Origin of the sequence: Paracoccus fistulariae (assembly GCF_028553785.1) — a bacterium.
GTDB classification, from domain to species: Bacteria; Pseudomonadota; Alphaproteobacteria; order Rhodobacterales; family Rhodobacteraceae; genus Paracoccus; species Paracoccus fistulariae.
On record NZ_CP067136.1, the window covers coordinates 2,540,942 to 2,567,203 of the forward strand.

At 62.6% G+C, this 26,262-nt stretch carries 22 protein-coding genes and 1 riboswitch; of the genes, 12 read left to right on the forward strand and 10 right to left on the reverse strand.

Annotation, left to right across the window (positions count from 1 at the left end):
* Positions 1-23: 23 nt before the first annotated feature.
* Entirely contained in the window at positions 24-770 is a 747-nt protein-coding gene (gene ubiE / locus JHX87_RS12515) for a bifunctional demethylmenaquinone methyltransferase/2-methoxy-6-polyprenyl-1,4-benzoquinol methylase UbiE (RefSeq protein WP_271884028.1), read from the forward strand.
* A complete protein-coding gene (gene ubiB, locus JHX87_RS12520) occupies positions 771-2,306 on the forward strand; it encodes a 2-polyprenylphenol 6-hydroxylase (protein ID WP_271884029.1) in 1,536 nt (511 codons plus the stop codon).
* 84 nt (positions 2,307-2,390) lie between these two features.
* On the opposite strand, the gene pqqE is transcribed toward ubiB, so the two are convergent.
* The 5 genes from pqqE to pqqA all read right to left on the reverse strand — a co-directional run bounded on the left by pqqE (position 2,391) and on the right by pqqA (position 5,613).
* On the reverse strand, positions 2,391-3,518 hold the full coding sequence (gene pqqE, locus JHX87_RS12525; RefSeq protein ID WP_271884030.1) for a pyrroloquinoline quinone biosynthesis protein PqqE: 1,128 nt from the start codon (positions 3,516-3,518) through the stop codon (positions 2,391-2,393).
* On the reverse strand, positions 3,515-3,808 hold the full coding sequence (gene pqqD, locus JHX87_RS12530; protein WP_271884031.1) for a pyrroloquinoline quinone biosynthesis peptide chaperone PqqD: 294 nt from the start codon (positions 3,806-3,808) through the stop codon (positions 3,515-3,517). Before pqqD ends, pqqE begins: the two co-directional genes overlap by 4 nt.
* Positions 3,796-4,548 (reverse strand): pyrroloquinoline-quinone synthase PqqC, encoded by a 753-nt coding sequence (gene pqqC / locus JHX87_RS12535; RefSeq protein WP_271884032.1) that lies wholly within the window; start codon positions 4,546-4,548, stop codon positions 3,796-3,798. The genes pqqD and pqqC overlap by 13 nt, the downstream gene beginning before the upstream one ends.
* Complete coding sequence (pqqB, locus tag JHX87_RS12540; RefSeq protein WP_271884033.1) at positions 4,545-5,426, reverse strand: pyrroloquinoline quinone biosynthesis protein PqqB; 882 nt, start codon at positions 5,424-5,426, stop codon at positions 4,545-4,547. The genes pqqC and pqqB overlap by 4 nt, the downstream gene beginning before the upstream one ends.
* A 94-nt stretch (positions 5,427-5,520) precedes the next feature.
* Complete coding sequence (pqqA, locus tag JHX87_RS12545; RefSeq protein ID WP_043131127.1) at positions 5,521-5,613, reverse strand: pyrroloquinoline quinone precursor peptide PqqA; 93 nt, start codon at positions 5,611-5,613, stop codon at positions 5,521-5,523.
* Between the two features lie 242 nt (positions 5,614-5,855).
* Between pqqA and JHX87_RS12550 the strand changes: the two genes are divergently transcribed.
* Positions 5,856-7,406 carry an alpha-amylase family glycosyl hydrolase gene (locus JHX87_RS12550; protein WP_271884034.1) on the forward strand — a complete coding sequence of 517 codons (1,551 nt, stop codon included), beginning with the start codon at positions 5,856-5,858 and terminating at the stop codon, positions 7,404-7,406.
* A gap of 48 nt (positions 7,407-7,454) precedes the next feature.
* On the opposite strand, the gene JHX87_RS12555 is transcribed toward JHX87_RS12550, so the two are convergent.
* Positions 7,455-7,646 carry a hypothetical protein gene (locus JHX87_RS12555; protein WP_271884035.1) on the reverse strand — a complete coding sequence of 64 codons (192 nt, stop codon included), beginning with the start codon at positions 7,644-7,646 and terminating at the stop codon, positions 7,455-7,457.
* Between JHX87_RS12555 and JHX87_RS12560 the strand changes: the two genes are divergently transcribed.
* The 4 genes from JHX87_RS12560 to adhP all read left to right on the forward strand — a co-directional run bounded on the left by JHX87_RS12560 (position 7,645) and on the right by adhP (position 13,844).
* Positions 7,645-10,044, forward strand: coding sequence for a membrane-bound PQQ-dependent dehydrogenase, glucose/quinate/shikimate family (locus tag JHX87_RS12560; RefSeq protein ID WP_271884036.1), 2,400 nt, complete (start codon positions 7,645-7,647; stop codon positions 10,042-10,044). The genes JHX87_RS12555 and JHX87_RS12560 overlap by 2 nt on opposite strands.
* An 82-nt stretch (positions 10,045-10,126) precedes the next feature.
* A complete protein-coding gene (locus tag JHX87_RS12565; RefSeq protein WP_271884037.1) occupies positions 10,127-11,074 on the forward strand; it encodes a GAF domain-containing protein in 948 nt (315 codons plus the stop codon).
* 132 nt (positions 11,075-11,206) lie between these two features.
* Positions 11,207-12,733: an aldehyde dehydrogenase gene (gene adh, locus JHX87_RS12570; protein ID WP_271884038.1), complete on the forward strand. Its 1,527-nt coding sequence runs from the start codon at positions 11,207-11,209 to the stop codon at positions 12,731-12,733.
* 85 nt (positions 12,734-12,818) lie between these two features.
* Entirely contained in the window at positions 12,819-13,844 is a 1,026-nt protein-coding gene (gene adhP, locus JHX87_RS12575) for an alcohol dehydrogenase AdhP (protein ID WP_271884039.1), read from the forward strand.
* A gap of 78 nt (positions 13,845-13,922) precedes the next feature.
* Here adhP and JHX87_RS12580 read toward each other — a convergent pair whose 3' ends face one another.
* Positions 13,923-15,098, reverse strand: a complete 1,176-nt coding sequence (locus JHX87_RS12580; protein ID WP_271884040.1) for a Hint domain-containing protein — start codon at positions 15,096-15,098, stop codon at positions 13,923-13,925.
* 227 nt (positions 15,099-15,325) lie between these two features.
* Here JHX87_RS12580 and JHX87_RS12585 point away from each other — a divergent pair, with 227 nt between their 5' ends.
* The 4 genes from JHX87_RS12585 (at position 15,326) to JHX87_RS12600 (ending at position 19,947) form a co-directional block, all read left to right on the forward strand.
* Positions 15,326-15,655, forward strand: a complete 330-nt coding sequence (locus JHX87_RS12585) for a DUF779 domain-containing protein (RefSeq protein ID WP_271884041.1) — start codon at positions 15,326-15,328, stop codon at positions 15,653-15,655.
* A gap of 70 nt (positions 15,656-15,725) precedes the next feature.
* On the forward strand, positions 15,726-16,652 hold the full coding sequence (argC, locus tag JHX87_RS12590; protein ID WP_271884042.1) for an N-acetyl-gamma-glutamyl-phosphate reductase: 927 nt from the start codon (positions 15,726-15,728) through the stop codon (positions 16,650-16,652).
* Positions 16,653-16,794: 142 nt separating this feature from the next.
* The gene (locus JHX87_RS12595) at positions 16,795-18,468 is read left to right on the forward strand and encodes a hypothetical protein (protein ID WP_271884043.1); all 1,674 of its coding nucleotides are present in this window, start codon (positions 16,795-16,797) and stop codon (positions 18,466-18,468) included.
* A 222-nt stretch (positions 18,469-18,690) separates the two neighbouring features.
* Positions 18,691-19,947 (forward strand): calcium-binding protein, encoded by a 1,257-nt coding sequence (locus JHX87_RS12600; protein WP_271884044.1) that lies wholly within the window; start codon positions 18,691-18,693, stop codon positions 19,945-19,947.
* A 64-nt stretch (positions 19,948-20,011) separates the two neighbouring features.
* On the opposite strand, the gene gcvP is transcribed toward JHX87_RS12600, so the two are convergent.
* From gcvP to gcvT, 3 genes are all read right to left on the reverse strand, one after another.
* A complete protein-coding gene (gene gcvP, locus JHX87_RS12605; RefSeq protein WP_271884045.1) occupies positions 20,012-22,849 on the reverse strand; it encodes an aminomethyl-transferring glycine dehydrogenase in 2,838 nt (945 codons plus the stop codon).
* Between the two features lie 87 nt (positions 22,850-22,936).
* Positions 22,937-23,296, reverse strand: a complete 360-nt coding sequence (gcvH, locus tag JHX87_RS12610) for a glycine cleavage system protein GcvH (RefSeq protein WP_271884046.1) — start codon at positions 23,294-23,296, stop codon at positions 22,937-22,939.
* A gap of 12 nt (positions 23,297-23,308) precedes the next feature.
* Positions 23,309-24,433 carry a glycine cleavage system aminomethyltransferase GcvT gene (gcvT, locus tag JHX87_RS12615; RefSeq protein ID WP_271884047.1) on the reverse strand — a complete coding sequence of 375 codons (1,125 nt, stop codon included), beginning with the start codon at positions 24,431-24,433 and terminating at the stop codon, positions 23,309-23,311.
* 146 nt (positions 24,434-24,579) lie between these two features.
* A riboswitch (glycine riboswitch) is annotated at positions 24,580-24,667 on the reverse strand.
* 147 nt (positions 24,668-24,814) lie between these two features.
* On the opposite strand from gcvT, the gene JHX87_RS12620 reads away from it, so the two are divergent.
* The gene (locus tag JHX87_RS12620) at positions 24,815-26,254 is read left to right on the forward strand and encodes a glycosyl transferase family 90 (RefSeq protein WP_271884048.1); all 1,440 of its coding nucleotides are present in this window, start codon (positions 24,815-24,817) and stop codon (positions 26,252-26,254) included.
* The last annotated feature ends 8 nt before the right edge of the window (positions 26,255-26,262 follow it).

The window sequence follows — 26,262 nt, forward strand, 5'->3', positions numbered from 1 at the left end:
CAAAGACAAGAACGGCAAGCGCGATGACCCAGAACAAGAAAACCCATTTCGGCTTTCAGACCGTGGATGAGGACGCCAAGGCGGGCATGGTCCATGGCGTGTTTTCCAGCGTTGCCTCGCGCTATGACGTGATGAACGACCTGATGAGCGCGGGCATTCACCGGATCTGGAAGAATGCGATGATGGACTGGCTGGCCCCGCGCAACGGGCAGGAGCTGCTGGATGTCGCGGGCGGCACTGGCGATATCGCCTTCCGGTTTCTGGATCGCGCACCTCAGGCGCGTGTGACGGTTTGCGACATGACCGAATCCATGCTGGTCGAGGGCCGCAAGCGCGGCGAGGCCGCCGCCAGGGCCGACCGCCTGTCCTGGGTCACCGGCGATGCCATGGCGCTGCCCTTTGCCGATAACAGCTTCGACCGCTACACGATCAGCTTTGGCATCCGCAACGTGACCCGCATCGGCGATGCTTTGGCCGAAGCCTATCGCGTGCTGCGTCCGGGCGGCCGCCTGATGGTGCTGGAATTCAGCCAGATCCCGGTGCCCGCGATGCAATGGGCCTATGACCGCTACAGCTTCAATGTGATTCCGGCGATGGGTCAGGCCGTGACCGGGGATCGCGACAGCTATCAATATCTGGTCGAATCGATCCGCAAATTTCCCGATCAGGACAGTTTCGCCGCCATGATCCGCGAGGAGGGCTTTGGCCGCGTGCAATGGCGCAACCTGTCCATGGGCATTGCCGCGCTGCATTCGGGGTGGAAGCTGTAAATGCGCGGTCCGCACAATATCCTGCGCCTGATCCGCACGGGCGCCACCTTCGAACGCACGGGTGCCATGGGCGCCGTGCTGGACGCGATGGAGGCGCCGCCGCGCCTGCGTGCCGCAGCCCGGATCATGGGCTGGCCGTTCCGCTGGCTGGGCTATAAGGGCGATCCGAACCTGCCGCCGATCACCCGCGCGATCACCGCGCTTGGTCCGGCCTATATCAAGTTCGGCCAGATCCTCTCGACACGTGCCGATGTAGTCGGGCCTGAAATGGCCGATCAGCTGCGCATGTTGCAGGACCGTTTGCCGCCCTTTCCCACCGATGTCGCGATGGAGATCGTCGAAGGCGATCTGGGCCGGCCCGTCGATGAGATGTTCGTCGAATTCTCGGACCCGGTCGCCGCCGCCTCGATCGCGCAGGTTCACCGCGCGCGTCTGCGCGACAGCGGGCAAGAGGTCGCGGTCAAGGTCGTTCGCCCCGGCATCGGTGCCGCCTTCCGCCGCGATATCGACGCCTTCCACTTCGCCGCCCGGCTGATCGAATTCCTGTCACCCTCGACCCGCCGCCTGCGCCCGCGCGATGTGGTCAGCCATTTCGAATCCGTGGTGACGGGCGAACAGGATATGCGGCTGGAATCGGCCTCGGCTTCGGAATTCGCGGAAAATACCAAGGATGATGACGGTTTTCGCGTGCCGCGTCCGCATTGGTCGGTCTCTTCCCGTCGCGTGATGACCGCGGATTGGGCCGAGGGGCTGCCCATGGGCGATCCCGCCGAATTGGCCGCTGCGGGCCATGATGTCAGCCAGATCGCCACCCGCGTGATCCAGCTTTTCCTGCAGCACGCATTGCGGGACGGCTTTTTCCATGCCGACATGCATCACGGCAATCTGAAGGTGGCCAGCAATGGCGATATCATCGCCTATGATTTCGGCATCATGGGCGAGATCGACGAATATACCCGCCGCGTCTATGCCGAGATCCTGTTCGGCTTCATCCAGCGCGATTATCGCCGCGTGGCCCGCGTGCATTTCGAGGCAGGCTATGTTCCCCGCGATCGGGATGAGGCAGCCTTTGCCCGCGCGCTGCGCGCCGTCGGAGAGCCGATTTTCGGCGCCGATGCCAGCCGCATCTCGATGGCCAATCTGCTGGCCTATCTGTTCGAGGTGACCGAGCGTTTCGGCATGCGCACCCAGACCCAGCTGATCCTGCTGCAGCGGACCATGGTGGTGGTCGAAGGCGTGGCGCGATCCGTCGATCCGCAACTGAACATCTGGGACGCGGCCAAGCCGGTGGTGTCGGATTACATCAGATCGAATATCGGTCCGCAGGCTTTGGCCCGCGATCTGGCAAAGACGGCGCAAACCGTCGGGCGCTTTGGCCCATTGCTGCCGCAGATGGTCGAACAGGCACTGTGGGACCGCGCCCACCCCGAGGAAGCGCAGCTGAAGCTGGTCGTTCCAAAACCGATGGTGCCCAGCTGGCTGATCGCCGCCGCCTTTGCCGGGATTGGTCTGGCGATCGGGCTGGCGCTAAGCTGAGGCTGCGGGGGCAGGGCCTCTTCCCCCGGCGCAGCCGGTGTGAACGTCGCAGGCCCTTGGGTTGCCTGCCGGACGCGCATCGTCTCAGCCGCCGCGCTGCATCCGACGATAGGTAAAATCGCCCGGCGTGCTCAGTGCGTCGGCCTGCGCCTTCGCGGCCAGATCTGCATGCAGCGGTGATTTCGAACAGACCGGATCAGTGGCGCGGGCATCGCCTGCCAGCGCCATGGCCTGACAGCGGCAGCCGCCGAAATCGACGGTCTTGCGGTCGCAGGACTGGCAGGGCTCGGGCATCCAGTCGGTGCCGCGAAAGGCATTGAAGGCCTGCGACTGTACCCAGATATCGCGCAGCGGACGGTCGCGGATATTGTCGAAACGCAGGCCGGGGATGGTCTGCGCGGCATGGCAGGGCAGGACCGTGCCATCTGGCGCGATGTTCAGCCCAAGCGTGCCCCAGCCCCCCATGCAGGCCTTGGGATAGGCGGCGTGGTGATCTGCGGGCACGTAATCGATGACCATCCGCCCGCGCAGGTGTAGGCGTGCCGCGTCGACGATCCGCCGCGCGGTGGCGGCCTGTTCGCGGCTTGGCATCAGCGCGGCGCGGTTCAGATTGGCCCAGCCGTGAAACTGCACCGTCGCGACCTCGATCCGCCGCGCGTCCAGCGTTTCGGCCAAAGCGATCATGTCGGGCAGGCGGTCCATGTTCTGACGATGGACGACCGCGTTGACGGTCAGCGGAAAGCCGATCTCATTCAACCAGCGGGCGAATTGCATCTTCTTGTCCCATGATCCGGGATGCCCGCTGATGCGGTCGGCCATGTCGGGGCGGATGCCCTGCAGCGACAGTTGCACGTGATCGACCCCGGCGCGGTCCAGTTCCTGCAGGCGCGCCTGCGTGATGCCGATGCCCGAGGTGATCAGGTTCACATAAAGCCCGGCGTCCCGCGCGCTGGCGACAATCTGTGCCAGATCGCGGCGGGCGCCCGGCTCTCCGCCAGAGATATGGACCTGCAGCACGCCCAGATCGGCGGCCTGACGAAAGGCGCGGGCCCAATCCTCGGGCGGCATTTCCTGCGCCGCGCGGGTCAGCTCAATGGGGTTCGAGCAATAGGGGCAGGCCAGCGGGCAGCGATGTGTGATCTCGGCCAGCAGGGCGATGGGCAGGTTGGGGGTGACGGGGTTGCCATCGATATCTTTTAGGTGGTCGGTCATGGGGTGGGCCGGACAAAGACCATGCGCCGCTGGATCAGCCCGGTCAGAAAGTCGCTCATATCGGTCATGACCTCGGCCTGCGGCGCCTCATAGCGTTTGGCCAGATCTGTGGCGATCTGCTGCAGGCTGCGCTGCCCGTCCAGCTCCACCAGAATGGCGTGGCCGATGGGATCCAATTGCAAGGCCCGCTCTGGCGCCAGAAGCACGGGCATGCCCCTGACCCTGTCTTCGGCCAGCCGCACGCCGCGCGGCAGATAGGGAATATCGCCCGGTGCGATCAGTGGGTCCATAACGCCATCCCCTCACCCGGCCGCCAGGCGCCGGGCGGGATATGGCCATCGACATAGCCATGCCACAGCGCATCAAGCTGCGCCCAAAGCACATCCGTCTTGAAGATCAGCGCCGCCGCCGCCGCATCCTGCTTTTCCCGCGTATCGGCATGGGTCAGCACGTAATCCAGCCCGAAGGCCACATCCTCGGGCGCCTCGGTCAGGCGGGTGCGGAAATAGGACAGGCTGCTGTCATCGGCGAAATCGTAATGGGCCAGCAGCCCCTCGATCCGCTGGGCGTGGATTTTGGGGGCGAAAAGCTCGGTCAGGCTGGCCGCCACGGCATCCAGCAGGGGCATGTCGCGGACGAAGCGCAGATAGGCATCGACGGCAAAGCGGGTCGCGGGCATGACGCCCACGCTACTGGCGACGTAATCGGGGTTCAGGCCGACCGCGCGGGCCAAAGCCAGCCATCGGCGCAGGCCGCCACCCTCATCCCGGCCGCCATCGTGATCCTCGATCCGCTTGCGCCAGATGCGGCGCAGGTCGGGATCTGTGACGCGCGACAGAAAGGCCGCATCCTTCATCGGGATCCGGGATTGGTATTGCCAGCGGTTGATGACCCAGGCCCGGACCTCATCCGGGGTGCAGTGCCCGCCATGCAGACGCACGTGAAAGGGGTGGCGGTCGTGATAGCGTTCGGCGCCGATGGCCCGCAGCCGGGCTTCGAAATCGGCGCGCGATTGCGCGGGTTCGGTCATAGCGTGATCCTTGTTCCGTCGCGGCCGACCTGCCAGCCTTGGGCCGTGGCAAGGGCGGTTTCCGCGCTGCCCGGATCGGTCAGCGGATTGGAGTTGTTCAGATGCACCAACAGGCGGCGGGTAATGGTGGTTCCGGCAAGGGCGGGCATGGTCTGGGTGACCGGCATATGGCCCATGCGGCGCCCGGTTTTCTGGCCAAGGCCCGCCCGGATCATCTCATCATCCTGCCACAAGGTGCCGTCGAACATCAGCAGATCGGCGCCCTCGATCCGATCGCGCAGCCAGTCGGGCAGATCCGCGCAGCCGGGAATATAAAGCGCGCGGCGCCCGTTGGCGGTCAGTTCCACGCCCACGGTGTTTTCGCCGATCAGCCCGGTCTCGACCATCTCGCCTTCCTGATACAGCGGCACCTTGCCCGGCACGGCGAACAGCGTCGCCGTCAGACCGCCGACCAGCGCAAAGGGGTGGTCCAGCCGGATCGCGCGACGCGGCACCAGATCGCGGCGCAGCGCGCCGAAGATCGGGTTATCGGCCAGTGCCTGATGAATGGTGGCGGTGGCAAACAGGTCAAAGGGCTGGCTTTCGCGCAGGGTCAGCAGCCCGGCCACATGGTCGATATCGCCATTGGTCAACAGGACCGAACGCAGCGGCATCTGTCGCAGCCCGGTCGGGTGCAGTTCCGGCGTCGCGGCCAGTTGCGCGCGGATATCGGGCGAGGCGTTCAGGATTGCCCAGTCCCGGCCATCCGCGCTGACCGCGACCGAGCTTTGGGTCATCGGCGCGATTCGCCCGGCCCGCGCGGCATCGCAATTGGCGCAGCCGCAATTCCATTGCGGCAGACCGCCACCCGCGCCTGCGCCAAGAAGAATGATCTGCATCGCAATGCCCCTTTGCCGCAATGATCAGCCCCGCCCGAGCGTTCGGGCGGGGCTGAAGACCTCCTGTCCGATCCGCATGGATCAGGGCAGGGGATCAGAACAAGACGGGCTCATCCTCGGCCGGGGCATACATGTTGATCTCCATGCCGCAGGCGATCTCTTTCAGAATCGGTTTGGTCCAAGCCATGCGAAGTCTCCTCAGTCTGCTCCGCCATCGGGCGGGCAGGTCATGGTAAGTCCGGCACGGGTCCGCACACAAGCCCCGATCCCCGTGTCCAGAGGGGCATTGACGCAGAAGCACCTTGCCATGAAGGGCAAAGAACCGCGGCAGAAATTTTACCGCTAACAGTTCAAGCATTGTTGTGTTTCGCCTTGTGCACGCATATGGGGCGCAGGATTGACCTCACCCCGCGATGAAAGGTGACTGCATTGACCCAGACGGCGACGAATTGGTGGAAGGGCGGCGTGATCTATCAGATCTATCCGCGCAGTTTTCAGGATACGACAGGCGACGGGATCGGCGATCTGGCCGGGATTACGCAGCGGTTGCCCTATGTCGCCTCGCTGGGGGTGGATGCGATCTGGATATCGCCTTTCTTCACCTCTCCGATGAAGGATTTCGGTTACGATGTCAGCGACTATCGCGGCATCGACCCGCTGTTCGGCGCGATGGACGATTTCGACCGTCTGGTGGCCCGCGCGCATGAGCTGGGGCTGAAAGTGGTAATCGATCTGGTGCTGTCACACAGTTCGGACCAGCATCCCTGGTTTGCCGAAAGCCGGGCCAGCCGCGACAATGACAAGGCGGATTGGTATGTCTGGGCGGATCCCAAGCCCGATGGAACCGTGCCCAATAACTGGCTGTCGATCTTTGGCGGCAGCGCCTGGCAATGGGATGCGCGGCGCGAACAATATTACCTGCACAACTTCCTGGCCTCTCAGCCGGATCTGAATTTCCACAATCCCGATGTACAAGAGGCGATCCTGGATGTGGCCCGGTTCTGGCTGGAAAAGGGCGTGGACGGCTTCCGTCTGGATACGGTGAATTTCTATGTCCATGACAAGCAATTGCGCGACAACCCGCCGCTGCCGCCCGAGCAGCGCAAATCCGATACCGCGCCCGCGGTGAACCCCTATAACCACCAAAGCCACCGTTTCGACAAATCGCAGCCCGAGAATCTGGCCTTTCTGGAACGGTTCAACGCGCTGCTGGCGCCCTATGGCGCGGCCTCGGTCGGGGAGATCGGCGATAGCGAACGGGCGCTGGAATTGCTGGAGGAATATACCGGCGCGCCCGAAGGTGGCGACAGCAAGCGGTTGCAGATGTCCTATGTCTTCGACTTCCTGTCGGGCGACGATCTGAAAGCGCAGCGCGTGGTCGATGTGTTTGCCGATCTGGACCGGGTGGCGCCGAATTCCTGGCCCTGCTGGGCGATGTCGAACCATGATGTCGTCCGCCATGCCTCGCGCTGGAACCTCTCGGATGAGGCGATCAAGGCCTATTGCACGGTGATGATGTGCCTGCGCGGCTCGGTCTGTCTGTATCAGGGCGAAGAGTTGGGCCTGCCCGAGGCGGAATTGCAGTTCGAGGATCTGCAGGACCCCTATGGCATCGAATTCTGGCCGGAATTCAAGGGCCGCGACGGGTGCCGCACGCCGATGGTCTGGGATCTGGGCGTGAATGGCGGCTTTTCGACCGCAAAGCCCTGGCTGCCCGTCCCGCATGAGCATCTGCTGCGCACCCCGGCCTCGCAGGAAGAGGATGAGAATTCGGTCCTGCACCATTATCGCAAGGCCATCGCCCTGCGCGACCGCCATGCGGCGCTGAAACATGGTCGGCAATTCGATATGCGGGCGGATGGCCCCGTGCTGTCCTTCACGCGCGAAGCAGAGGGGAAAAGCGTGCATCTGCGGGCCAATCTGTCCGATGCGGCGGCGGGGGATCTGCAGCCCTGGCAGGTTGAACTGACCTATTCCTGAGCGCGCAATCATCCTGCCCCGGCCTGTCCGGGGCAGGATTGCGCAATGTTAGAACGCAATTTCCAGAATCGGGGTTGCCGTTCCCCGAAATTGCGCGGAACCTGTTTTCTGCAACATTTCAAAAGGTGGCGCGGCGTCGGGATGCTGTCCTGAGTCCTTGTTTTCATGTTGAAGTTCCGGGCGTTTTTCGCGCTTGGACCGCGCCTTTGCCGCCAGAGCTTGTCGAAAGGAAAACGACATGCGAATTCTGCTTTCGCTTCTTTTTGCGGTGATCGGGGCCGTGCTGGCCGTGGGCGGGGTGCGCCTGGCCATGCTGGGCGGCAGCCCGTATTTCATCGTCTTTGGCGTCGTCATGGTGGTGACGGCCATCCTGATCCTGAATCGCAGCATCGCCGCACGCTGGCTTTATGCCCTGCTGCTGATCGGGCTGGCCGTGTGGTCATGGTCCGAGGTGGGCTATGACTGGTGGCCGCTGGCGTCCCGGATGGGGATGTTCCTGATTCTGGGGCTGCTTTTGCTGCTGCCCTATGGCGTTCGGGAACCGCGTTTCGAACGCGCCTGGCTGCCGCTGTTTCTTGTGACGGCTGTGATCGGGCTGGGCACGCTTGGCGCGCTGACGCAGGATAAATATGCGATCACGGGCGATCTGCCGACCGAAATTGCGAATGCCGATCCCGATATGGGTCCGGTGGCCGGGGATGAGGACTGGATCGCCTATGGCCGCACGCAATACGGTCAGCGCTTCTCTCCGATAGATCAGATCACGCCGGAAAACGTCACCCGGCTGGAGGCCGCCTGGAGCTATCAGACCGGCGATCTGAAACAGCCCGGCGATTCGGGTGAGTTCACCTATCAGGCGACCCCGATCAAGATCGGCAATACGCTGTATCTGTGTACGCCGCATAACTGGGCGATTGCGCTGGATGCGGATAGCGGGGCGGAAAAATGGGTCTACAAGGCCAATATCCAGCCCGATGCCAACCGTCAGCATCAGACCTGCCGTGGTGTCAGCTACTGGCCCGGCGATGACAGCAGGGCAGTCGCCGAAACCCCGGCCGCCATTCCCGATGCGCGGGTGCAGCATCCGGCCCGTCCGGCGCTCAGCAACGTCACAGGCACGACCGGCAGTTGCGAAACGCGGATTTTCATGCCGACCTCGGACGCGCATCTTCTGGCCCTTGACCCTGAAACGGGCGCGCTGTGTCAGGACTTTGCCGATAACGGCGCGCTGAACCTGATGCATAACATGCCCTACAAGCAGGACGGCTATTACTATTCGACCTCTCCGCCGGTGATCGTCGGCAACACGCTGGTGATCGCGGGTGCGGTGAATGACAATTACAATGTCGATGAACCCTCGGGTGTCGTGCGCGCCTATGACACGCGCGACGGTCGGCTGCTGTGGAACTGGGATTCGGGCAATCCAACCGAAACCGCGCCCTTTGACGTGAATGATCCCGATCAGGTCTATGCGACCTCTTCGCCCAACAGCTGGGCCCCGCTGAGCGCGGATCCCACGCTGGGCATGGTCTATCTGCCGATGGGGAACCGCACGCCCGACCAGCTGGGCATGTATCGCAGCGAGGCCGAGGAAACCTATGCCACCTCGGTCACCGCGCTGGATCTGGAAACGGGTCAGGTCCGCTGGGTGCACCAATTCGTACATCACGATCTGTGGGACATGGACACCCCGGCACAGCCGACGCTGATCGACCTTGATCTGCCTCAGGGGCGTGTGCCCGCGCTGGTGCAACCGACCAAGCAGGGCGATGTCTATGTGCTGAACCGCGAGACGGGCGAGGCGATCCTGCCGGTGTCCGAGGTCAGCGTCTCGACCGACACCATCCCCGAGGATTTCGCCTCGCCCACGCAGCCGGTATCGGCGCTGAGCTTCAATCCCGAGCCGCTGACCGAGGAACGGATGTGGGGTGCCACGGCAATCGACCAGATGATGTGCCGGATCGCCTTCCGCCAGCTTCGCTATGATGGCCGCTATACGCCGCCATCCCTGCAGGGCTCGATCGTCTATCCGGGGAATTTCGGGGTGTTCAACTGGGGCGGCATCGCGGTCGATCCACGCCGTCAGGTGATGTTCGGGATGCCATTGCAGCTGGCCTTCACCTCGAAGCTGATCCCGCAAGAGGAACTGGGCGATGTCGAAACCAATGTCGGCGAACAGGGCGTGAATTCCAACGAAGGCGCCCCCTATGCGGTCGAGATGGGCCCGTTCCTGTCGCCGCTGGGCATTCCCTGCCAGGCGCCGCCATGGGGATTCGTGGCGGGGGCCGATCTGCGCACGGGCAAGATCGCGTGGAAGCACAAGAACGGCACGACCCGCGACATGACGCCAGTTCCGCTGCCGCTGCCCTTGGGCATGCCGGGCATCGGCGGGCCGATCATCACCGGAGGCGGGGTGGCGTTCATGGCCGCTGCGACCGACGATGTTCTGCGCGCCTATGATCTGACCAGCGGCGAAGAGCTGTGGCAGACGGACCTGCCCGCAGGTGGTCAGGCCACGCCGATGACCTATCTGGACAGTCAGGGCCGGCAGATGATCGTGCAGGTCGCGGGCGGGCATGGCTCGATCGGGACGAAACAGGGCGATTATGTCCAGGCATGGCGGTTGCCCGCCGAATAAGGCCGTGGCCGGATTGGCTATAGCCTAATTTGCGCGGCGGCGCTTATAGTGATGCATACCCACGGATGAGGAGCCGTCAGGTATGCGTCACGCAGATTTCGTCGCCGCGCAATCGCGATCCAAGACCGCCTCATCGGCGCTGACGGCGTCATGGCGCAGGTCGATGGTGAAACACGGGCTTGATCCCGCCGATTGCCGGGCGCCCGAACGGCTGAGCGATGCGGAACTTGTGCTGCGTCGTGAAATGCTTGACCCGTTCCTGCGCGTGGCCGGCCCCCAGCTTGATCACCTTTACAGCCTGATCGGTGCCTCTGGCTGCATGGTCCTGCTGACCGACAGCGATGGGCTGGTGTTGGAGCACAGGGCCAGCGATGCCGATGTCAGACAGTTTCAGGACTGGGGGTTGAGCAAGGGCACCGATTGGTCCGAAGCGGCGCAGGGAACCAATGGCATCGGCACCTGCATCGTGGAAAAGCGGCAGGTGACCATCCATCGCGACGAACATTTCCGCACCCGGCATACGGGCCTGTCCTGCATGGATGCGCCGATCTGGGGGCCTGATGGGAAGCTGCTGGCGGCGCTGGATGTCAGCTCTGCCCGCTCCGATCAGAATGAGCGGTTCAATCGCCTGATCGCCGCGCAGGTGATGCAGACGGCCAAGGCCATCGAAACGGTATTCTTCAAGGCCAGCTTTCCGGATGCGCGCATCGTGGTCGCGCCGGATGAAGCCTCGGATGCAGCCGTGCTGCTGGCGGTCGATAAGCATGACATCGCCATCGGCGCGACCCGCGCGGCGCGGCGCGCCTATGGTCTGGCGCGCGAGGGGGATTTCAGACCGCAGCCGGCGGCGGATCTGCTGGGCTGGCAGGACGATCTGAGCGGCTTCGACAAGGCCGAACGCGCCGCCGTGATCAGGGCGCTGGCCCGCGCGGATGGCAATGTCTCGGCGGCGGCGCGCGCCCTGGGCATCGGTCGCGCCACCATGTATCGCCGCATGTCGCGGCTGGGCGTGACCGAAAAGGACGTATGACTGTCTCACCCGTGAGACAGCTTTGCCGATCCACCATCCCGCAGCCGTTGATTCGCAGCCCGCAGATGTCACCCTGTAAGAGAAGTCCGGAAAGGGGAGATCCGGACAAGGACGACCACAGGAGGAGACATCATGCCGAACGATCAGACACATGACTTCAAGGGCATTCAGGTATCGCCCTTTGCCAAACGGTACGACAATTTCATTGGCGGCGACTGGGTCGCGCCGAAATCCGGAAAGTACTTCACCAACACGACGCCCATTACCGGCGCCGAGATCGGAGAGATTGCCCGGTCGAACGCAGAGGATATCGAACTGGCGCTGGATGCTGCCCATGCCGCCAAGGACAAATGGGCCGCGACCTCGCCCACCGAGCGGGGGAATATCCTGCTGAAGATCGCGGACCGCATGGAAAGCAATCTGGAATTGCTGGCCGCTGCCGAGACCTGGGATAATGGCAAGCCGGTGCGAGAGACGATGGCGGCTGATGTGCCGCTGGCCATCGACCATTTCCGCTATTTCGCCGGTGTGCTGCGGGCGCAGGAAGGTTCGATCTCGCAGATCGACAGTGACACGGTCGCCTATCACTTTCAGGAGCCCCTGGGCGTGGTCGGGCAGATCATCCCGTGGAACTTTCCGCTGCTGATGGCCTGCTGGAAGCTGGCGCCCGCGCTGGCCGCCGGCAACTGCGTGGTCATCAAGCCCGCCGAACAGACCCCGGCCAGCATCATGGTCTGGGCCGGCCTGATCGGTGATCTGCTGCCGCCAGGCGTGCTGAATGTGGTCAATGGTTTCGGCCTTGAGGCCGGCAAGCCGCTGGCCAGCAATCCCCGCATCGCCAAGATCGCCTTTACCGGCGAGACGACGACCGGCCGCCTGATCATGCAATATGCGGCCGAGAACCTGATTCCGGTGACGCTGGAACTGGGGGGCAAATCGCCCAATATCTTCTTTGCCGATGTGGCGAATGAGGATGACGATTTCTTTGACAAGGCGCTGGAAGGTTTCAGCATGTTCGCGCTGAACCAGGGCGAGGTCTGCACCTGTCCGTCCCGCGTGCTGATCCAGGAATCGATCTATGACCGTTTCATGGAACGTGCGGTCAAGCGCGTGCAGGCGATCACGCAGGGCGATCCGCGCGATGCGGCGACGATGATCGGTGCGCAGGCCTCCAGCGAGCAGAAAGAGAAGATCATGTCCTATCTGGACATCGGTCGTCAGGAGGGGGCCGAGGTGCTGACCGGCGGCAAGGCGGCCGATCTGGGCGGCGATCTGTCGGGTGGCTATTACATCGAGCCGACGATTTTCCGCGGCAATAACAAGATGCGGATCTTTCAGGAAGAGATCTTTGGTCCCGTCGTGTCGGTCACGACCTTCAAGACCGAAGACGAGGCGCTGGAGATCGCGAACGACACGCTATACGGCCTTGGCGCCGGCGTGTGGAGCCGCGAGGCCAATACCTGCTACCGCATGGGGCGCGGGATCAAGGCGGGGCGTGTCTGGACCAATTGCTACCACGCCTATCCGGCCCATGCGGCCTTTGGTGGCTACAAGCAATCCGGCATCGGGCGCGAAACCCACAAGATGATGCTGGATCACTATCAGCAGACCAAGAACCTGCTGGTCAGCTACAGCCCCAAGAAGCTTGGCTTCTTCTAGGGCGGCCAACGCGACCGCGACGGGATGGGCCGCAAGGCCCATCCGCTGAAAACCTATCACATCAAAAATCATTGAGGAAAGTCCCATGGCCAAAACCATGAAAGCTGCCGTTGTGCGTGAATTTGGGAAACCGCTGACGATTGATGAAGTGCCGGTTCCCGAACCCGGCCCCGGCCAGATTCAGGTCGCGATCAAGGCATCCGGCGTCTGCCATACCGACCTGCACGCCGCCGAGGGCGATTGGCCGGTCAAGCCGAACCCGCCTTTCATCCCCGGACACGAGGGCGTCGGCATCGTCTCTGCCGTCGGGCAGGGCGTGAAGAATGTGAAAGAGGGCGACCGCGTCGGCGTGCCGTGGCTCTATAGTGCCTGCGGCTGCTGCAAACATTGTCTCGGCGGATGGGAAACCCTGTGCGAAAGCCAGCAGAACACCGGCTATTCGGTGAATGGCGGCTTTGCGGAATATGTCGTCGCCGATCCCAACTATGTCGGCCACCTGCCCGCCAATGTCGGCTTCGCCGAGATCGCCCCGGTGCTTTGTGCCGGTGTCACGGTCTATAAGGGTCTGAAGATGACCGATACCAAGCCGGGTGACTGGGTGGTGATTTCGGGCGTGGGCGGTTTGGGTCATATGGCGGTTCAATATGCCAAGGCGATGGGCCTGAACGTGGCCGCCGTCGACATCGACGAAACCAAGCTGGATCTGGCCCGCAAGCTGGGCGCGACGCTGACGGCCAATGCCATGACCGAAGATCCGATTGCCAAGATCCGCAAGGAAACCGATGGCGGCGCGCAGGGCGTGCTGGTGACGGCGGTCAGTCCCAAGGCGTTTCAGCAGGCCGTCGGCATGGTCGGGCGCGGCGGGACCGTGGCGCTGAACGGCCTGCCGCCCGGAGATTTCCCGCTGGATATCTTTGGCATGGTGCTGAACGGGGTGACCGTGCGCGGCTCGATCGTGGGCACGCGTCTCGACCTGCAGGAATCGCTGGATTTCGCGGGCGATGGCAAGGTCAAGGCCACGATTCACAAGGCCAAGCTGGAGGATGTGAACGACATCTTCGCCAGAATGCACAAGGGTCAGATCGAAGGCCGGATGGTGATGGAGATCTGAGTGCCCGCGCCTGTCCTGTGACAGCAAGGACGCCGGGGTGATGGCCCCGGCGTTGCTTTTTGGTCTGTGCGTTCGGTGTCAGGCGACGAGGCGCTTGGCATTCCTCTGATGCCGCTGCACCAGGCGTCGGCCCTGCCGCCCGCTGGCAAGTGTTCGCGCCGATGGCGGCTGGTGCTGATGCGCCAGTTCGGGGAACAATGTCAGCACCTCGTCACGCTGTTCCTGCGACAGGGCGCGCATCGCCTCGGGCCCGGTGAACAGGCTTTCCGAGGGCGCGCCGTTGGACATGACGACCTGATGCTCCTCGAACAGCAGGTGGAAATATTCCACCCCTTCGGCGGGCAGGACGTAATCGATTCCCGCATAGCCGATCAGATGCTTGGCAGCGATCAGAATCTCAGAGGTCTCGAACATGCGCCGAACGATCGGAGAGCGCAGCAGGATCCGGTGCTGCGGCGATACGGTCAGCGCCTCGCGCGGCAGTTGATCGCCCAGGGCGCCTGCCGGGATGCGCACCGGACGCAGATTGGGCGCCAGCATCAGCTGCGCGGCGGACAATTTGCGCCTGCCGACCCAACGCAGGGGCTGCGGGCCGTGGTCCAGCGTCGTGACGATATCGCCGATGCCAAGATCCTGCACCGCGACCTCGCCATCCGGCGTGCTGATCATCGTATCGCGGGCAAAGCAGAAGGTGACGCTAAGCTGTAGATTGTCGACGGCAAAATGCGCGCCGCTGCCATATTTGGTAAATTCGACCGAGATCGGTTTTCCAGCCAGTGCAGCCTGCTGCGCTGGGGTCAGCGAAATTGTCCCGCTATAGGTGCGGTACACTCCCTCTGGGGCCGCCGCGACGCCGAAGTTAGAGTTCAGGCCATAGCTGCCAAGAACGGTATCCCCGTTCGTATATTGGCCGTCGCCATTCGTATCGACGAAAATTTCGAACCTGTTATAGCCGGCCATGCCGCCAAGTCTGGCGATATCCACCGAAAAGTCGATCTGATACCAGCTCGTTTCGCCAAGCTCGTCCGAACTGTGACCCAGCCTGACGATCTCGCCCGTGGTCGAGATTTCGCCGGCGGCATTCACCGAACCCGTCGCGGAATTCGCATCGACCACGCCGACGCTGCTGGCCGAGCCCGAGCTGGTATAGACATACCAGCCAAGCGGATCGGTATTGCTACGCCCGTTATCGGGGACGCTATTCAGCCCGAAATCGCTGTTGAGATAGGTCAGGATTAGCGTCTGCGGGGCCATGTCTTGATCCGTTCAGAAAAACATCACTGTGAAGCTGCGAACAAATATCTGCAGGATCTGCATTTTTGCAATGATCGATTATCTTTTAGCCTAAAAGAGATGCGGATTTCTTCGTTTTTGTGGTGTTTATGACGGAACGTCACATATTTTTGACTGCAGTTGGTCGATTGCCGCTATGATGGCAGCACAGTCTTTTCCTTTTTCCGCAATCCAGAAGAGGTCACAGCATGTCAAAGGTTACCGCCACAGCCGAGGCGCTGGAACTGCTGTCCGAAATCACCGCCGATCATGGCCCCGTCCTGTTCCACCAATCGGGGGGATGCTGCGACGGGTCCAGCCCGATGTGCTATCCGCAGGACGACTTCAAGCTCAGCGACCGCGATGTGAAACTGGGCGAGATCGGCGGCGCGCCCTTCTATATCTCGGCCAGCCAATATGAGGCCTGGAAACATACCGATCTGATCATCGATGTCGTGCCGGGCAGGGGCGGTATGTTCAGTCTGGATAACGGTCGCGAAAAGAGGTTCCTGACACGGTCCGAGATTTGCAACATCTGATATCAGTGCCGTTGTGACCGCGCCGTCACTCGCCTATACATAGCACAACTTTCTCCAGAGGTTGGGTCACATGGCACATAAGATTTTCATCGATGGCGAGGCAGGCACAACGGGTCTTCAGATCCGCGACCGTCTTCAGCTGCGCGATGATATCCGCCTGATCCAGCTTGACGCCGATCGGCGCAAGGATCCCACCGCCCGGCGCGAGGCCTTTGCCCAGGCGGATATCGGCATCCTTTGCCTGCCCGATGAGGCCGCGAAAGAGGCGGTCGCGCTGACGGCGGGGATGGATGTGCGGTTGATCGACGCCTCTTCCGCGCATCGGGTCGATGATCGCTGGGTCTTCGGTTTCGCCGAACTGTCCAGCGATTTGCGCGACCAGATCGCTGAGGCGAGATATGTCAGCAATCCCGGCTGCTATGCCAGCGGCGCCATCGCGATCCTTTCGCCGCTGGTCGATGCGGGCCTGATCTATGATGATGAGGCTTTGTCGATCAACGCCGTCAGCGGCTATACCGGCGGCGGCAAGGCGCTGATCGCGGAGTATGAGGATGAGGGCGCTCCGGCGCATTTCCTGTATGCGCTGAACCAGCATCACAAGCATATCCCGGAAATCATGGTGCAAAGCGGCCTGACCACGCGGCCGATCTTTTCGCCGGCGGTGGGGAATTTCGCCCAGGGCATGGCGGTACAGATCCCGCTGCGTCTGGACGATGACCGCCGGATCGACAGCCTTCACGATGCGCTGTCCGACCATTACAGCGGTCAGAACTTCGTCCGGGTCGTCACGGCAGAACAGATCGGATCGCGGATCGTTCCGACCGACGTGAACGGCACCAATGTCCTGCGCATCAGTGTTCATGGCGATGAGGCGAATGGCTGTGCCACCGTCGTGGCGGTGCTGGACAACCTGGGCAAGGGTGCATCCGGCGCAGCGGTTCAGAACATGAATATCATGCTGGATCTGGACGAGACAGCGGGGCTTTCCGCCGACTGACACAGCGCCGCTGGATTTCGCGGCGCGTTATTCCTAGAAATGTATCAGCGAACCGGCGCAGGGTTGCGCCGGTCCGGTGTTGTTTTTGTCATGTGCTCTGTTTTTTGGAGAAATTGGCACGATGCTGCCACAGAACTGTTTTGTGCTTACCAGAGCACAAGTCCTTGAGCTGTCCAAATCACAGCTTTTTGGCTACGGCCTGACCGACAAGGCGATCATTTTCGGGCAGAAGGGTCTGGACGCCTATCTGGCTGCCGGGAATAACGAGCTTCCGCAAGAAGGCCGCTTTTGCGGGATCTTCCATCAGGATCAGCACATCCTCATCCGCACGGATCTGACCGGGCAAGAGATCATCTATCTGTTTCGCGATGGCGAGGACTGGGCGATCTCCAATTCCTTCGCGCTGTTGGTGCAGCAGATGGCGACGCGGCGCCGACTGGATTTCTATGCTCCGGCGGCACTGGTGTTTCACCTGAAGGATGGCCGTCAGATCGGTGAACAGCTTATCTCGCACAAGACGATGGTCCGGCAAATCTCGGTCCTGCCGGTCACCTCCCATCTGAAAGTCGACCGCAGGACCGGTGCCCTGTCCGAGGTCACGCGCCCCTATTCGCAGCTGTTCCACCTGCAGCCCGGCGACAGCTATGAGGCCAGGATGCTGGACACGCTGGAGCGCGGCAGCGGCATCATGGCGGCCCTGGTCGAGACCGGGTTGCCGATGAACCTGTTCCTGTCGGGTGGTTATGACAGCAGGCTGGTCCTGGCCATGCTCTTGATGTCAGGCACGGTGCCCGATCGCCTGCGGGTGACAAGCCACCCCCATCTGAAAGCCGATTTCAAGGTCGCCTCCGCGCTGACATCGCGTTTCGACCTGCCGCTGAACAAGGGTGGTCCCGCGCGCCGCGCCGAACTTGGCGGCAGCGAAGCGATCCGCCTGTATCTGCTGTCCAGCGCGGGAACCTATCTGCCCTTTCGCTTGATTCACAGTCGCCGCCTGGAGCCGGGCGCGGAACTGCGCCTCACCGGCGATCAACCGACCGGGTGGAGCTTTTATGCCGGAACCGGGCTGTTCAATGGAACTGCACCGAAGATCGCCGACGATATCGCGCGCGGCTTGGCCGATTTCGCGGATGGCGATGCGGTCAGGCAGGACTTCTTCTCGGTCTTTCAGGAAATAGACGTCGATCCGGCAGATCCGATCGCGATGCTGGCGCAGTATAACGTGATCCGCTCGCGCCATCACTGCGGTCGGCAATGGACCCGCGCGATCGGGCATGAGGTGGCGTTCACGCCGCTGATGCAAAGCAGTTTCGTCGCGCTCGACATCGTCAACCGCAGCGCGAAGGCCCATCCGACCAAGTTCTTTGCCGATGCCTATAGCGCGATCGGCGGCTGGCCGTTGGAGGAGCCTTTCGAAACCCCGGAACGCGCCTTCCCACAAGAGATGCTGGACAGCTCACCCTTCCGTGGTGGCGTTCAGATCAGCCCGCGACCTTTCACCGTCTTCGGCGATCTGGCGCCGGATGCGGCCTATGATCAGCCCGACCTTCTGTCGATGCCCGCGCAGCTGGATCGGGGGCCGGACCCGATCCGGCACGATCTGGCCACGATGATGTTCCGCGCCAATCATGCGCGCGACAGCGGGCTTTTCCGCGAGCAGGATTTCGTGACCGCCAATCGAGAGATCGCGGCGCGGGGCACGATCAGCGACGGTTATCGCAAGACATGTCAGATCATCGCAGCCGATACGATCTTGCGGCTGCTGGCCACAGACCCGGTCAGCGAGGGCAAAACCCCGCCCGCGATGCCGACATGACGATGGGTATTTTAGACGAATTCTATCTTTCTTTCGCTGGCTCGATAGCGCCGTTCTTTTATGGTGGAGGGCCGTAACGCTCGGCCCTCTGGTCGGCCTCTCTGCTGCATGACCTTGCGGCATGGTCGGCATCCTCGCACCGCATGCCGCTTTTGTGGCCGCGGTTAACTCGAAGGTAAGTGTTCTTCATTTACAACACAGATATTCAAACCGGGACAGGAAATGGCAAATCTCTTCGCTTATGGCAGGTTCGATCAAAATGCCCTGAACTTTCATCGCCTCAACAGCGGCGATTCCGAAAAGGAGCTGTTGAAAGACGCCAATGTCAGGGAAGGGGGGTTGTTCTTTGAGGACATGTATGTCGTCTCATGGAGCTATAATGGCGACAATTACGGCAGTGCTTTTCTGGGACGCGATTTTTCGGTGGATTCCAACTCCGATCCGGATGGCGGTATTTTCGAGGGATATGTCGAATTGCAAAGCAACGGCACCCGGTTTGTGCCGCTCTGGACATTGACGGGCACCTCGCTGTCGCTGACCGAGGTTTACGCGGTCACGCAAACGCCGGGCCGCGCCGATGACCTCAAATTCGTCAACGAGGCTTTGGCCGGTGACGACATCATGTATCTGAACCGCGGTAACGATCGCGCAAATGGCCTGGACGGCAACGATCTTTTGCGGGGTGGCGCGGGCCGCGACTCTCTGACGGGCGGCAACGGCGACGATAAGCTGTTTGGCCAGGGCGGGAGCGATCACCTTTATCTGGATAAGGGGAATGACCTGCTGAATGGCGGGATCGGCAGGGACTGGGTCCATGCCCGTGGCGGGCGCGATGTCCAGCTGGACCTGCTGAAAAGCGGAGAGCAGAGCACCGGCTTCGGCACGGATCTGCTTGTCAGCATCGAGAATGCATCGGGTGCCGGTGGCGACGATGTGCTGAAGGGGACGGGCGGGCGCAATATCCTTGCCGGCAAGAATGGCGATGACCGCCTGTTCGGGCGCAATGGCAACGATCTGCTGCAGGGGCAGAACGGCTCTGACTTTCTGCATGGCGGCGGCGGTCGCGATAACCTGCAGGGCGGCGCGGGCGAGGATGTGCTGATCGGCTTCCGCGGGCGCGACGTTCTTGTCGGCGGCGCCGACGCGGATCGTTTTGTCTTTCGGGCTCTGAACGATACCAGCGCGCGGTTGGGACAGTCGGACATCATCCGCGACTTCACTCCGGGGGAAGACGTGATTGACCTGCGCGGGATCGATGCCAGCAGGCAGTTCGCGGGCAATAACGCCTTCACCTTCACCGATAGCGGCCGGATCGGCCGGTCAGCCGAGGGTGAGGTGACCTATCGCCATCTGGATCGGCCGGGGGTCGCGAATGATCTTACCGTGGTGATGATAGACACTGACGGCGATCGCGGGGTCGAGGCGCAGATCCGCCTGCGCGGGATCCTGGACCTTGGGGCGGATGATTTCCTGCTGTGACCGGGTCACTGACGAAATGATCTGCCTGTGAAAAAGGGGCGCCGTGTCAGCGCCCCTTTCGTCGTCATTCTGCCGCTTCGGCATAGGCCTCCAGCGGCGGGCAGGTACAGATCAGGTTGCGGTCGCCATAGGCATTATCGACCCGGCCAACCGGCGGCCAGTATTTGTCGACCCGGAACGCGCCAGCAGGGAAGCAGCCCTGTTCGCGGCTATAGGGGCGGTCCCAATCCGCAACCAGATCCTCGACCGTATGCGGGGCATGGTGCAGCGGGCTTTGATCCACGCTGATACGTTCTTCCGCGATGTCCGTGATCTCTTCACGAATCGCCAGAAGCGCGGTGATGAAGCGGTCGATCTCGGCCTTGGTCTCCGATTCGGTCGGCTCGACCATCAGCGTGCCTGAAACCGGCCAGCTCATCGTCGGCGCATGGAAACCGTTATCGACCAGGCGTTTGGCGATATCGTCCACGGTGACGCCATGTTCGGCAAAGGGGCGCGTATCCAGAATGCACTCATGCGCGACGCGGCCACGATTGCCCATGAACAGGATCGGATAGGCCCCTGCCAGACGGCTGGCGATATAGTTCGCATTCAGGATCGCCACCCGCGTCGCCTGGGTCAGCCCTTCGCCACCCATCATCAGGATATAGGCCCAGGAGATCAGCAGGATCGAGGCCGAGCCATATTGCGCCGCGCTGACCGCGCCTTCGCCCGTTTGCGGATCGCCCGGCAGGTAGGGCGCCAGATGCGCCTTCACACCGATCGGACCCATGCCCGGCCCGCCGCCGCCATGTGGGATGGCGAAGGTCTTGTGCAGGTTCAGGTGGCTGACATCGCCGCCGATCTCACCGGGTTTCACCAAACCGACCAGCGCATTCATATTGGCCCCGTCGATATAGACCTGGCCGCCATGATCATGCGTGATCTTGCAGACCTCGCGCACGGTATCCTCGAACACGCCATGCGTCGACGGATAGGTGATCATGACCGCCGCCAGCTTGTCGCCCGCGGCCCTGGCCTTGTCGGCGAAATCCTCAAGATCGATATCGCCATTCGGCGCCGATTTCACCACCACGACCTTCATCCCGCACATCTGCGCCGAGGCCGGATTCGTCCCATGCGCGCTGGACGGCACCAGACAGACATCGCGCTGATCATCGCCATTGGCGCGGTGATAGGCCTGAATGGTCAGCAGCCCGGCATATTCGCCCTGCGCACCGCTGTTCGGCTGCATGGAAAAGGCGTCATAGCCGGTGATTTCGCACAGTTTCTGGTCCAGATCGGCAATCGCCTCGGCATAGCCCGCGGCCTGATGGCGGGGCGCAAAGGGATGCAGCGCGCCGAATTCGGGCCAGGTGATCGGCATCATCTCGGCCGCCGCGTTCAGCTTCATCGTGCAGGAGCCCAGCGGAATCATCGCCCGGTCCAGCGCCAGATCGCGATCCGACAGGCGACGCATATAGCGCATCATCTCGGATTCGGCGCGGTTCATGTGGAAGACAGGATGGGTAAGGTAATCGCTGTCGCGCAGCAGATCCTCGGGGATCGCGGGCGCATCGGCCCGCGGCGCCGGATCGGTGATGCCAAAAGCGTCCAGCAGCCGTGTGATCACAGCGGCATCGGTGGTTTCATCGACGCTGATGCCGACACGGTCGCGCCCGACCTTGCGCAGATTGATGCCGCGCTGCTCGGCGGCGGCCAGAATGCCCGCCTGCCCGACGCCGACCTTAACCGTGATCGTGTCAAAGAACTGATCGGGCGCCACATCCGCCCCCGCCGCGCGCAGCGCATTGGCCAGCGTCACCGCGTTCAGATGCACCCGCTGCGCAATCGCGCGCAGCCCCATCGGCCCATGAAACACGGCATAGAACGACGCCATCACCGCCAGCAGGGCCTGCGCGGTACAGACATTCGAGGTCGCTTTTTCGCGACGGATATGCTGTTCGCGCGTCTGCAGCGACAGGCGATAGGCCTGATTGCCCTTGGCATCGACCGAGACACCGACGATGCGGCCTGGCATGGCGCGCTTCAACTCATCACGGCAGGACATGAAGGCGGCATGCGGGCCGCCATAGCCCATCGGGACGCCGAACCGCTGGGCCGAGCCGACGGCGATATCCGCCCCCATCTCACCCGGCGCCTTCAGCAGGCACAGCGCCAGCAGATCGGTGGCCACGACGGCAAGGGCCTTGGCGGCATGCAGGGCCTTTATCTCGGGCGTCAGGTCGCGGATGTGACCGTATGTGCCGGGATATTGAAAGATCGCGCCGAAAACCTCTTCCGGGTTCAGATCGTCGATCGAGCCGGTGATGATCCGGATCCCCAGCGGCGCGGCGCGGGTCTCGATCACCGAAATCGTCTGCGGATGGAGGTCATGGGCGACGAAAAACGCATCGGCCTTGGACTTTGCCTGCCGACGGGCCATCGCCATCGCTTCGGCTGCGGCGGTCGCCTCGTCCAGAAGGCTGGCATTGGCGACGGGCAGCGCGGTCAGATCGGCCACCATGGTCTGATAATTCAGCAGCGCCTCTAACCGGCCCTGCGCGATTTCGGGCTGATAGGGGGTATAGGCCGTATACCAGGCCGGATTTTCAAAGATATTGCGCTGGATCGCGGGCGGCGTGACCGTGCCGTAATAGCCCTGACCGATCAGGCTGGTCATGACCTTGTTCTTCTTCGCAACCTCTTCCATCCGGGCCAGAAGCGCGGCTTCCGACAGCGCCGGCCAGTCCAGCGGCTTGTCCTGCCGGATCGCCCTGGGCACCGTCTGTTCGATCAGCGCATCCAGACTGTCGGCGCCGACCGCCTGCAGCATTTCGGACATTTCTGCGGGCGAAGGGCCGATATGACGGCGGTTCGCGAAATCATCGGGATTATAGTCGGTGGGGTTCCAGCGGGTCATAGGGGCCATCCATAAACTGGGTCAGACAGGGCCGGGACCGGCCCTTTCTTCTTTGTTCAAATATCCATCTGGCCGAAGGCCAAAAGCTCAGCCGATCAATTCCTGATAGGCGGCTTCATCCATGAAACCTTCCATGGCCGAGGCATCGCTGGGCTTGATCCTGAAGAACCAGCTGGCCATCGCATCGGAATTCACATTGCCCGGATTATCTGCCAGATCGCCATTCACGGCGGTGATCACGCCAGCGACCGGCGCGGTGATGTCGGATGCGGCCTTCACCGATTCGATGACCACGATTTCCTCACCGGCCTCGACCTCGCGGCCTTCTTCGGGCAGTTCGATGAACACCACATCGCCCAGCTGCTCGCTGGCATGGGCGGTGATGCCGACCACGATTTCGTCACCCTCGGCGCGCAGCCATTCGTGGTCTTCGGTATATTTCAGCATAGGTCAGGCTCCTCAGCGTTTGTAGGATGGTGTGACAAAGGGCAGTTCGGACAGGATGACGGGAACACGCTTGCCGCGCAACTCGGCCCAAAGCTTGGCGCCGTCGGGCATGGACGCGTCCAGAATGGCCATCGCGACGGGCCCGCCAACCGAGGGGCCGAAACTGCCGGAACAGACCTGGCCAAGGGCCTCTCCGCCGGTTTCCTCGGCAAAGATCTGAACCCCTTCGCGAATGGGCGCACGCCCTTCGGGGCGCAGGCCGCGGCGGGTTTTCGCGGGCCCGTCGGCCAGTTCCTTCAGCACGGTCTCGGCACCGGGGAAGCCACCGGCACGGGCGCCACCATCGCGGCGCGGTTTCGGGATCGACCAGCCAAGCGCGGCCTGGGCAGGCGTCACCCCGACCGTCATGTCATGGCCGTAAAGCGGCATCCCGGCCTCCAGCCGCAGGCTGTCGCGGGCGCCAAGACCGATCGGCGCGACATCAGGATTTTCCAGCAATGACCGGGCGAAATCACGCAGAACCGCATCGGGAACCGAGATTTCGAACCCGTCCTCACCCGTATATCCCGAACGCGAGATCCACAGCTCTGCCCCGCTCCAGTCATGGATCTGGCTGTCCATGAACTTCATCTCGCGCACGGCGGGCACCAGTGCCGCCAGTGCATCTTCGGCACGCGGACCCTGCAGCGCCACAAGGCCGCGATCGGTCACCGGCGTCACCTCGACCGCATCCAGCGTCTGCAGATGGGCGATATCCTGTTCGGCGCAACCGGCATTCACCACCAGAAGAAAATGATCGCCGCGATTGGCGAACATCAGATCGTCCAGAATGCCGCCGCTGTCATTGGTAAAGATGCCATAGCGCTGCCGCCCCTGTGCCAACCCCAGAACCGAGGCCGGGATCAGCGTTTCCAGCGCCAGTGCCGCGCTTTCCATATCGCCATCCTTCGGCGTGATCAGCACCTGACCCATATGCCCGACGTCGAACAGACCGGCCTTGTCACGGGTGTGCAGATGTTCGTTCATCACGCCCATCGGATATTGCACCGGCATTTCCCAGCCGGCAAAGGGCACCATTCGCGCGCCCCGTTCCACATGCAGATCGTATAAACCGGTCCGGCGCAGTGTTTCGGCCATCTGGGCCTCCTCTGATAAACGCCGGGCAACCGGCATCGAAAATCGGGCGCTTTGGCCCGGGTGACGATGCCCCCTCTGTCCTTGCCCCGTGGGGGGCGCCTGAGATCGTTATCCCTTCGGCGGACCTGCGGTCCTCTCCAGAGTTCTGCGGAAAGACGGTCCTTTTGCCTGAGAGTTCGCCGGGGCGGCTGCTCCTTCGGCACTGGCGTCGCCAGCTTCTCCCGAATTTCTGCGGTGACTGCTAGCCGCAGCGCCGCCACAACGCAAGAGAATTGTGGCAAGTGGCTGCGCGGCGGCGGTTCCCGTCCCGGCGGTTGCGGAATTGACAGGATCGCGCACATCACCGACAGCTAGGGCGCAGATGCGCAACCGGGGTAGGGTTTGACCAGAAAGTTCTTCCAGATCGGCTTCAACAAATGCGGCACGACCTTCATCGCCAAGCTGTTTCAGATGAACGGTATCCCGACGCTGCACTGGCTTGAGGGGCGTCTGGCCGAGGATATCGCCTATTCCAAGCTGGTCGGACGGCGGCCGTTGATGCCCTGGGCGGACAGCGTCACCGCCTTCACCGATATGGAATCGGTGCGCTATCTGAACATGCCGGTGGTCGAGGCGTTCAAAGAGTTCGAATTCCTTGACCAAAGCTATCCGGGCTCGGTCTTTCTGCTGAACACCCGCAATGTCGAGGATTGGGTGATCAGCCGCTATATGCATCGCGATGGCACCTATGCGCGGGCCTATGCGCAGATCCTGGGGGTTCAGACCGGCGATCTTGCCGATATCTGGGCGGATGCCTGGCAGGATCATCTGGCGACATGCCGCGCCTATTTCGCGGATCGCCCGGAATTCATCGAAATCGACATCGACGACGCCCAGCCCGGCGATTACCGCGAGGCTCTGGCGCCCTGGTTCGATCTGCCTGACTGTCCCAAGCCTCCGGGGCGGCGGCGCAAGCAGGTGCGGCGGGGTTATCTGATGCGACTGGACCGGATGCTGACACCCTCAACGCGGGCGGATGGGATCACTGAGGCCGATCGCGACCGGGTTGCAGAGATGCTGGCCATGGCCGCGCGGCCCGCGACCGTGTCATGCGGCGCGAGGTCCGGTGGTGCTGCCAGCTTCGATGCCGCATCCGGTCAGGTCACGGATTGCGATGGAACCCCGCTGCCGCTGATGCGCGCGGGTGATGGCTGGTATCATCTTGATCCGGCGCGGCTGGACCTGCTGCCGCTGGCCAATGCGGTGAACGATATTGCGCAAATCACGGATCGCGGGGTCTATTGCCTTGATCCGAGGGCGGACCGGCAAGAGGCCGATTATCCCGTCCTGGCGCCGACTCGCAAACGGGGCGCGCGGAATGTCTTTCTCTGGCCAATGGCCTGGTCGCATCGCTTGGGCAATAACGGCTATCTGGGCAACCCGGATCGCGCCGAGTCGTCATGGGCGGATAAGCTGGATCAGCCGATCGACTCTGATGCATCGCAGGATGAGGTGCTGTCGCATCGTTTCATCGTCAGCCGGGGCGCAGACCCGAATTTTCTGGCCTGCGCCAATAGCGATTCGGTCATTCTGCGGCAGGATGACTGGGTCGAGGACGCGCTCTCGATCATCTTTCAGCCCTGGCAGCATGTGATCCCGTTGTCGGGTGAAGCTGGGAGCCTTCAGGCGCAGCTGGGTTGGGCCCGCGCGAATCCGTCAAAATCTCAACAAATCGCTGCGAATGCGCGGCGCCTTTGCATGATTCTGGCGGATCCGCAGGTCCGGCGCCGCCAGTTGAGTCAGGTTTTACGCGATTACCGCATTGCCACGGGGCAGGAATAGCGTCCCGA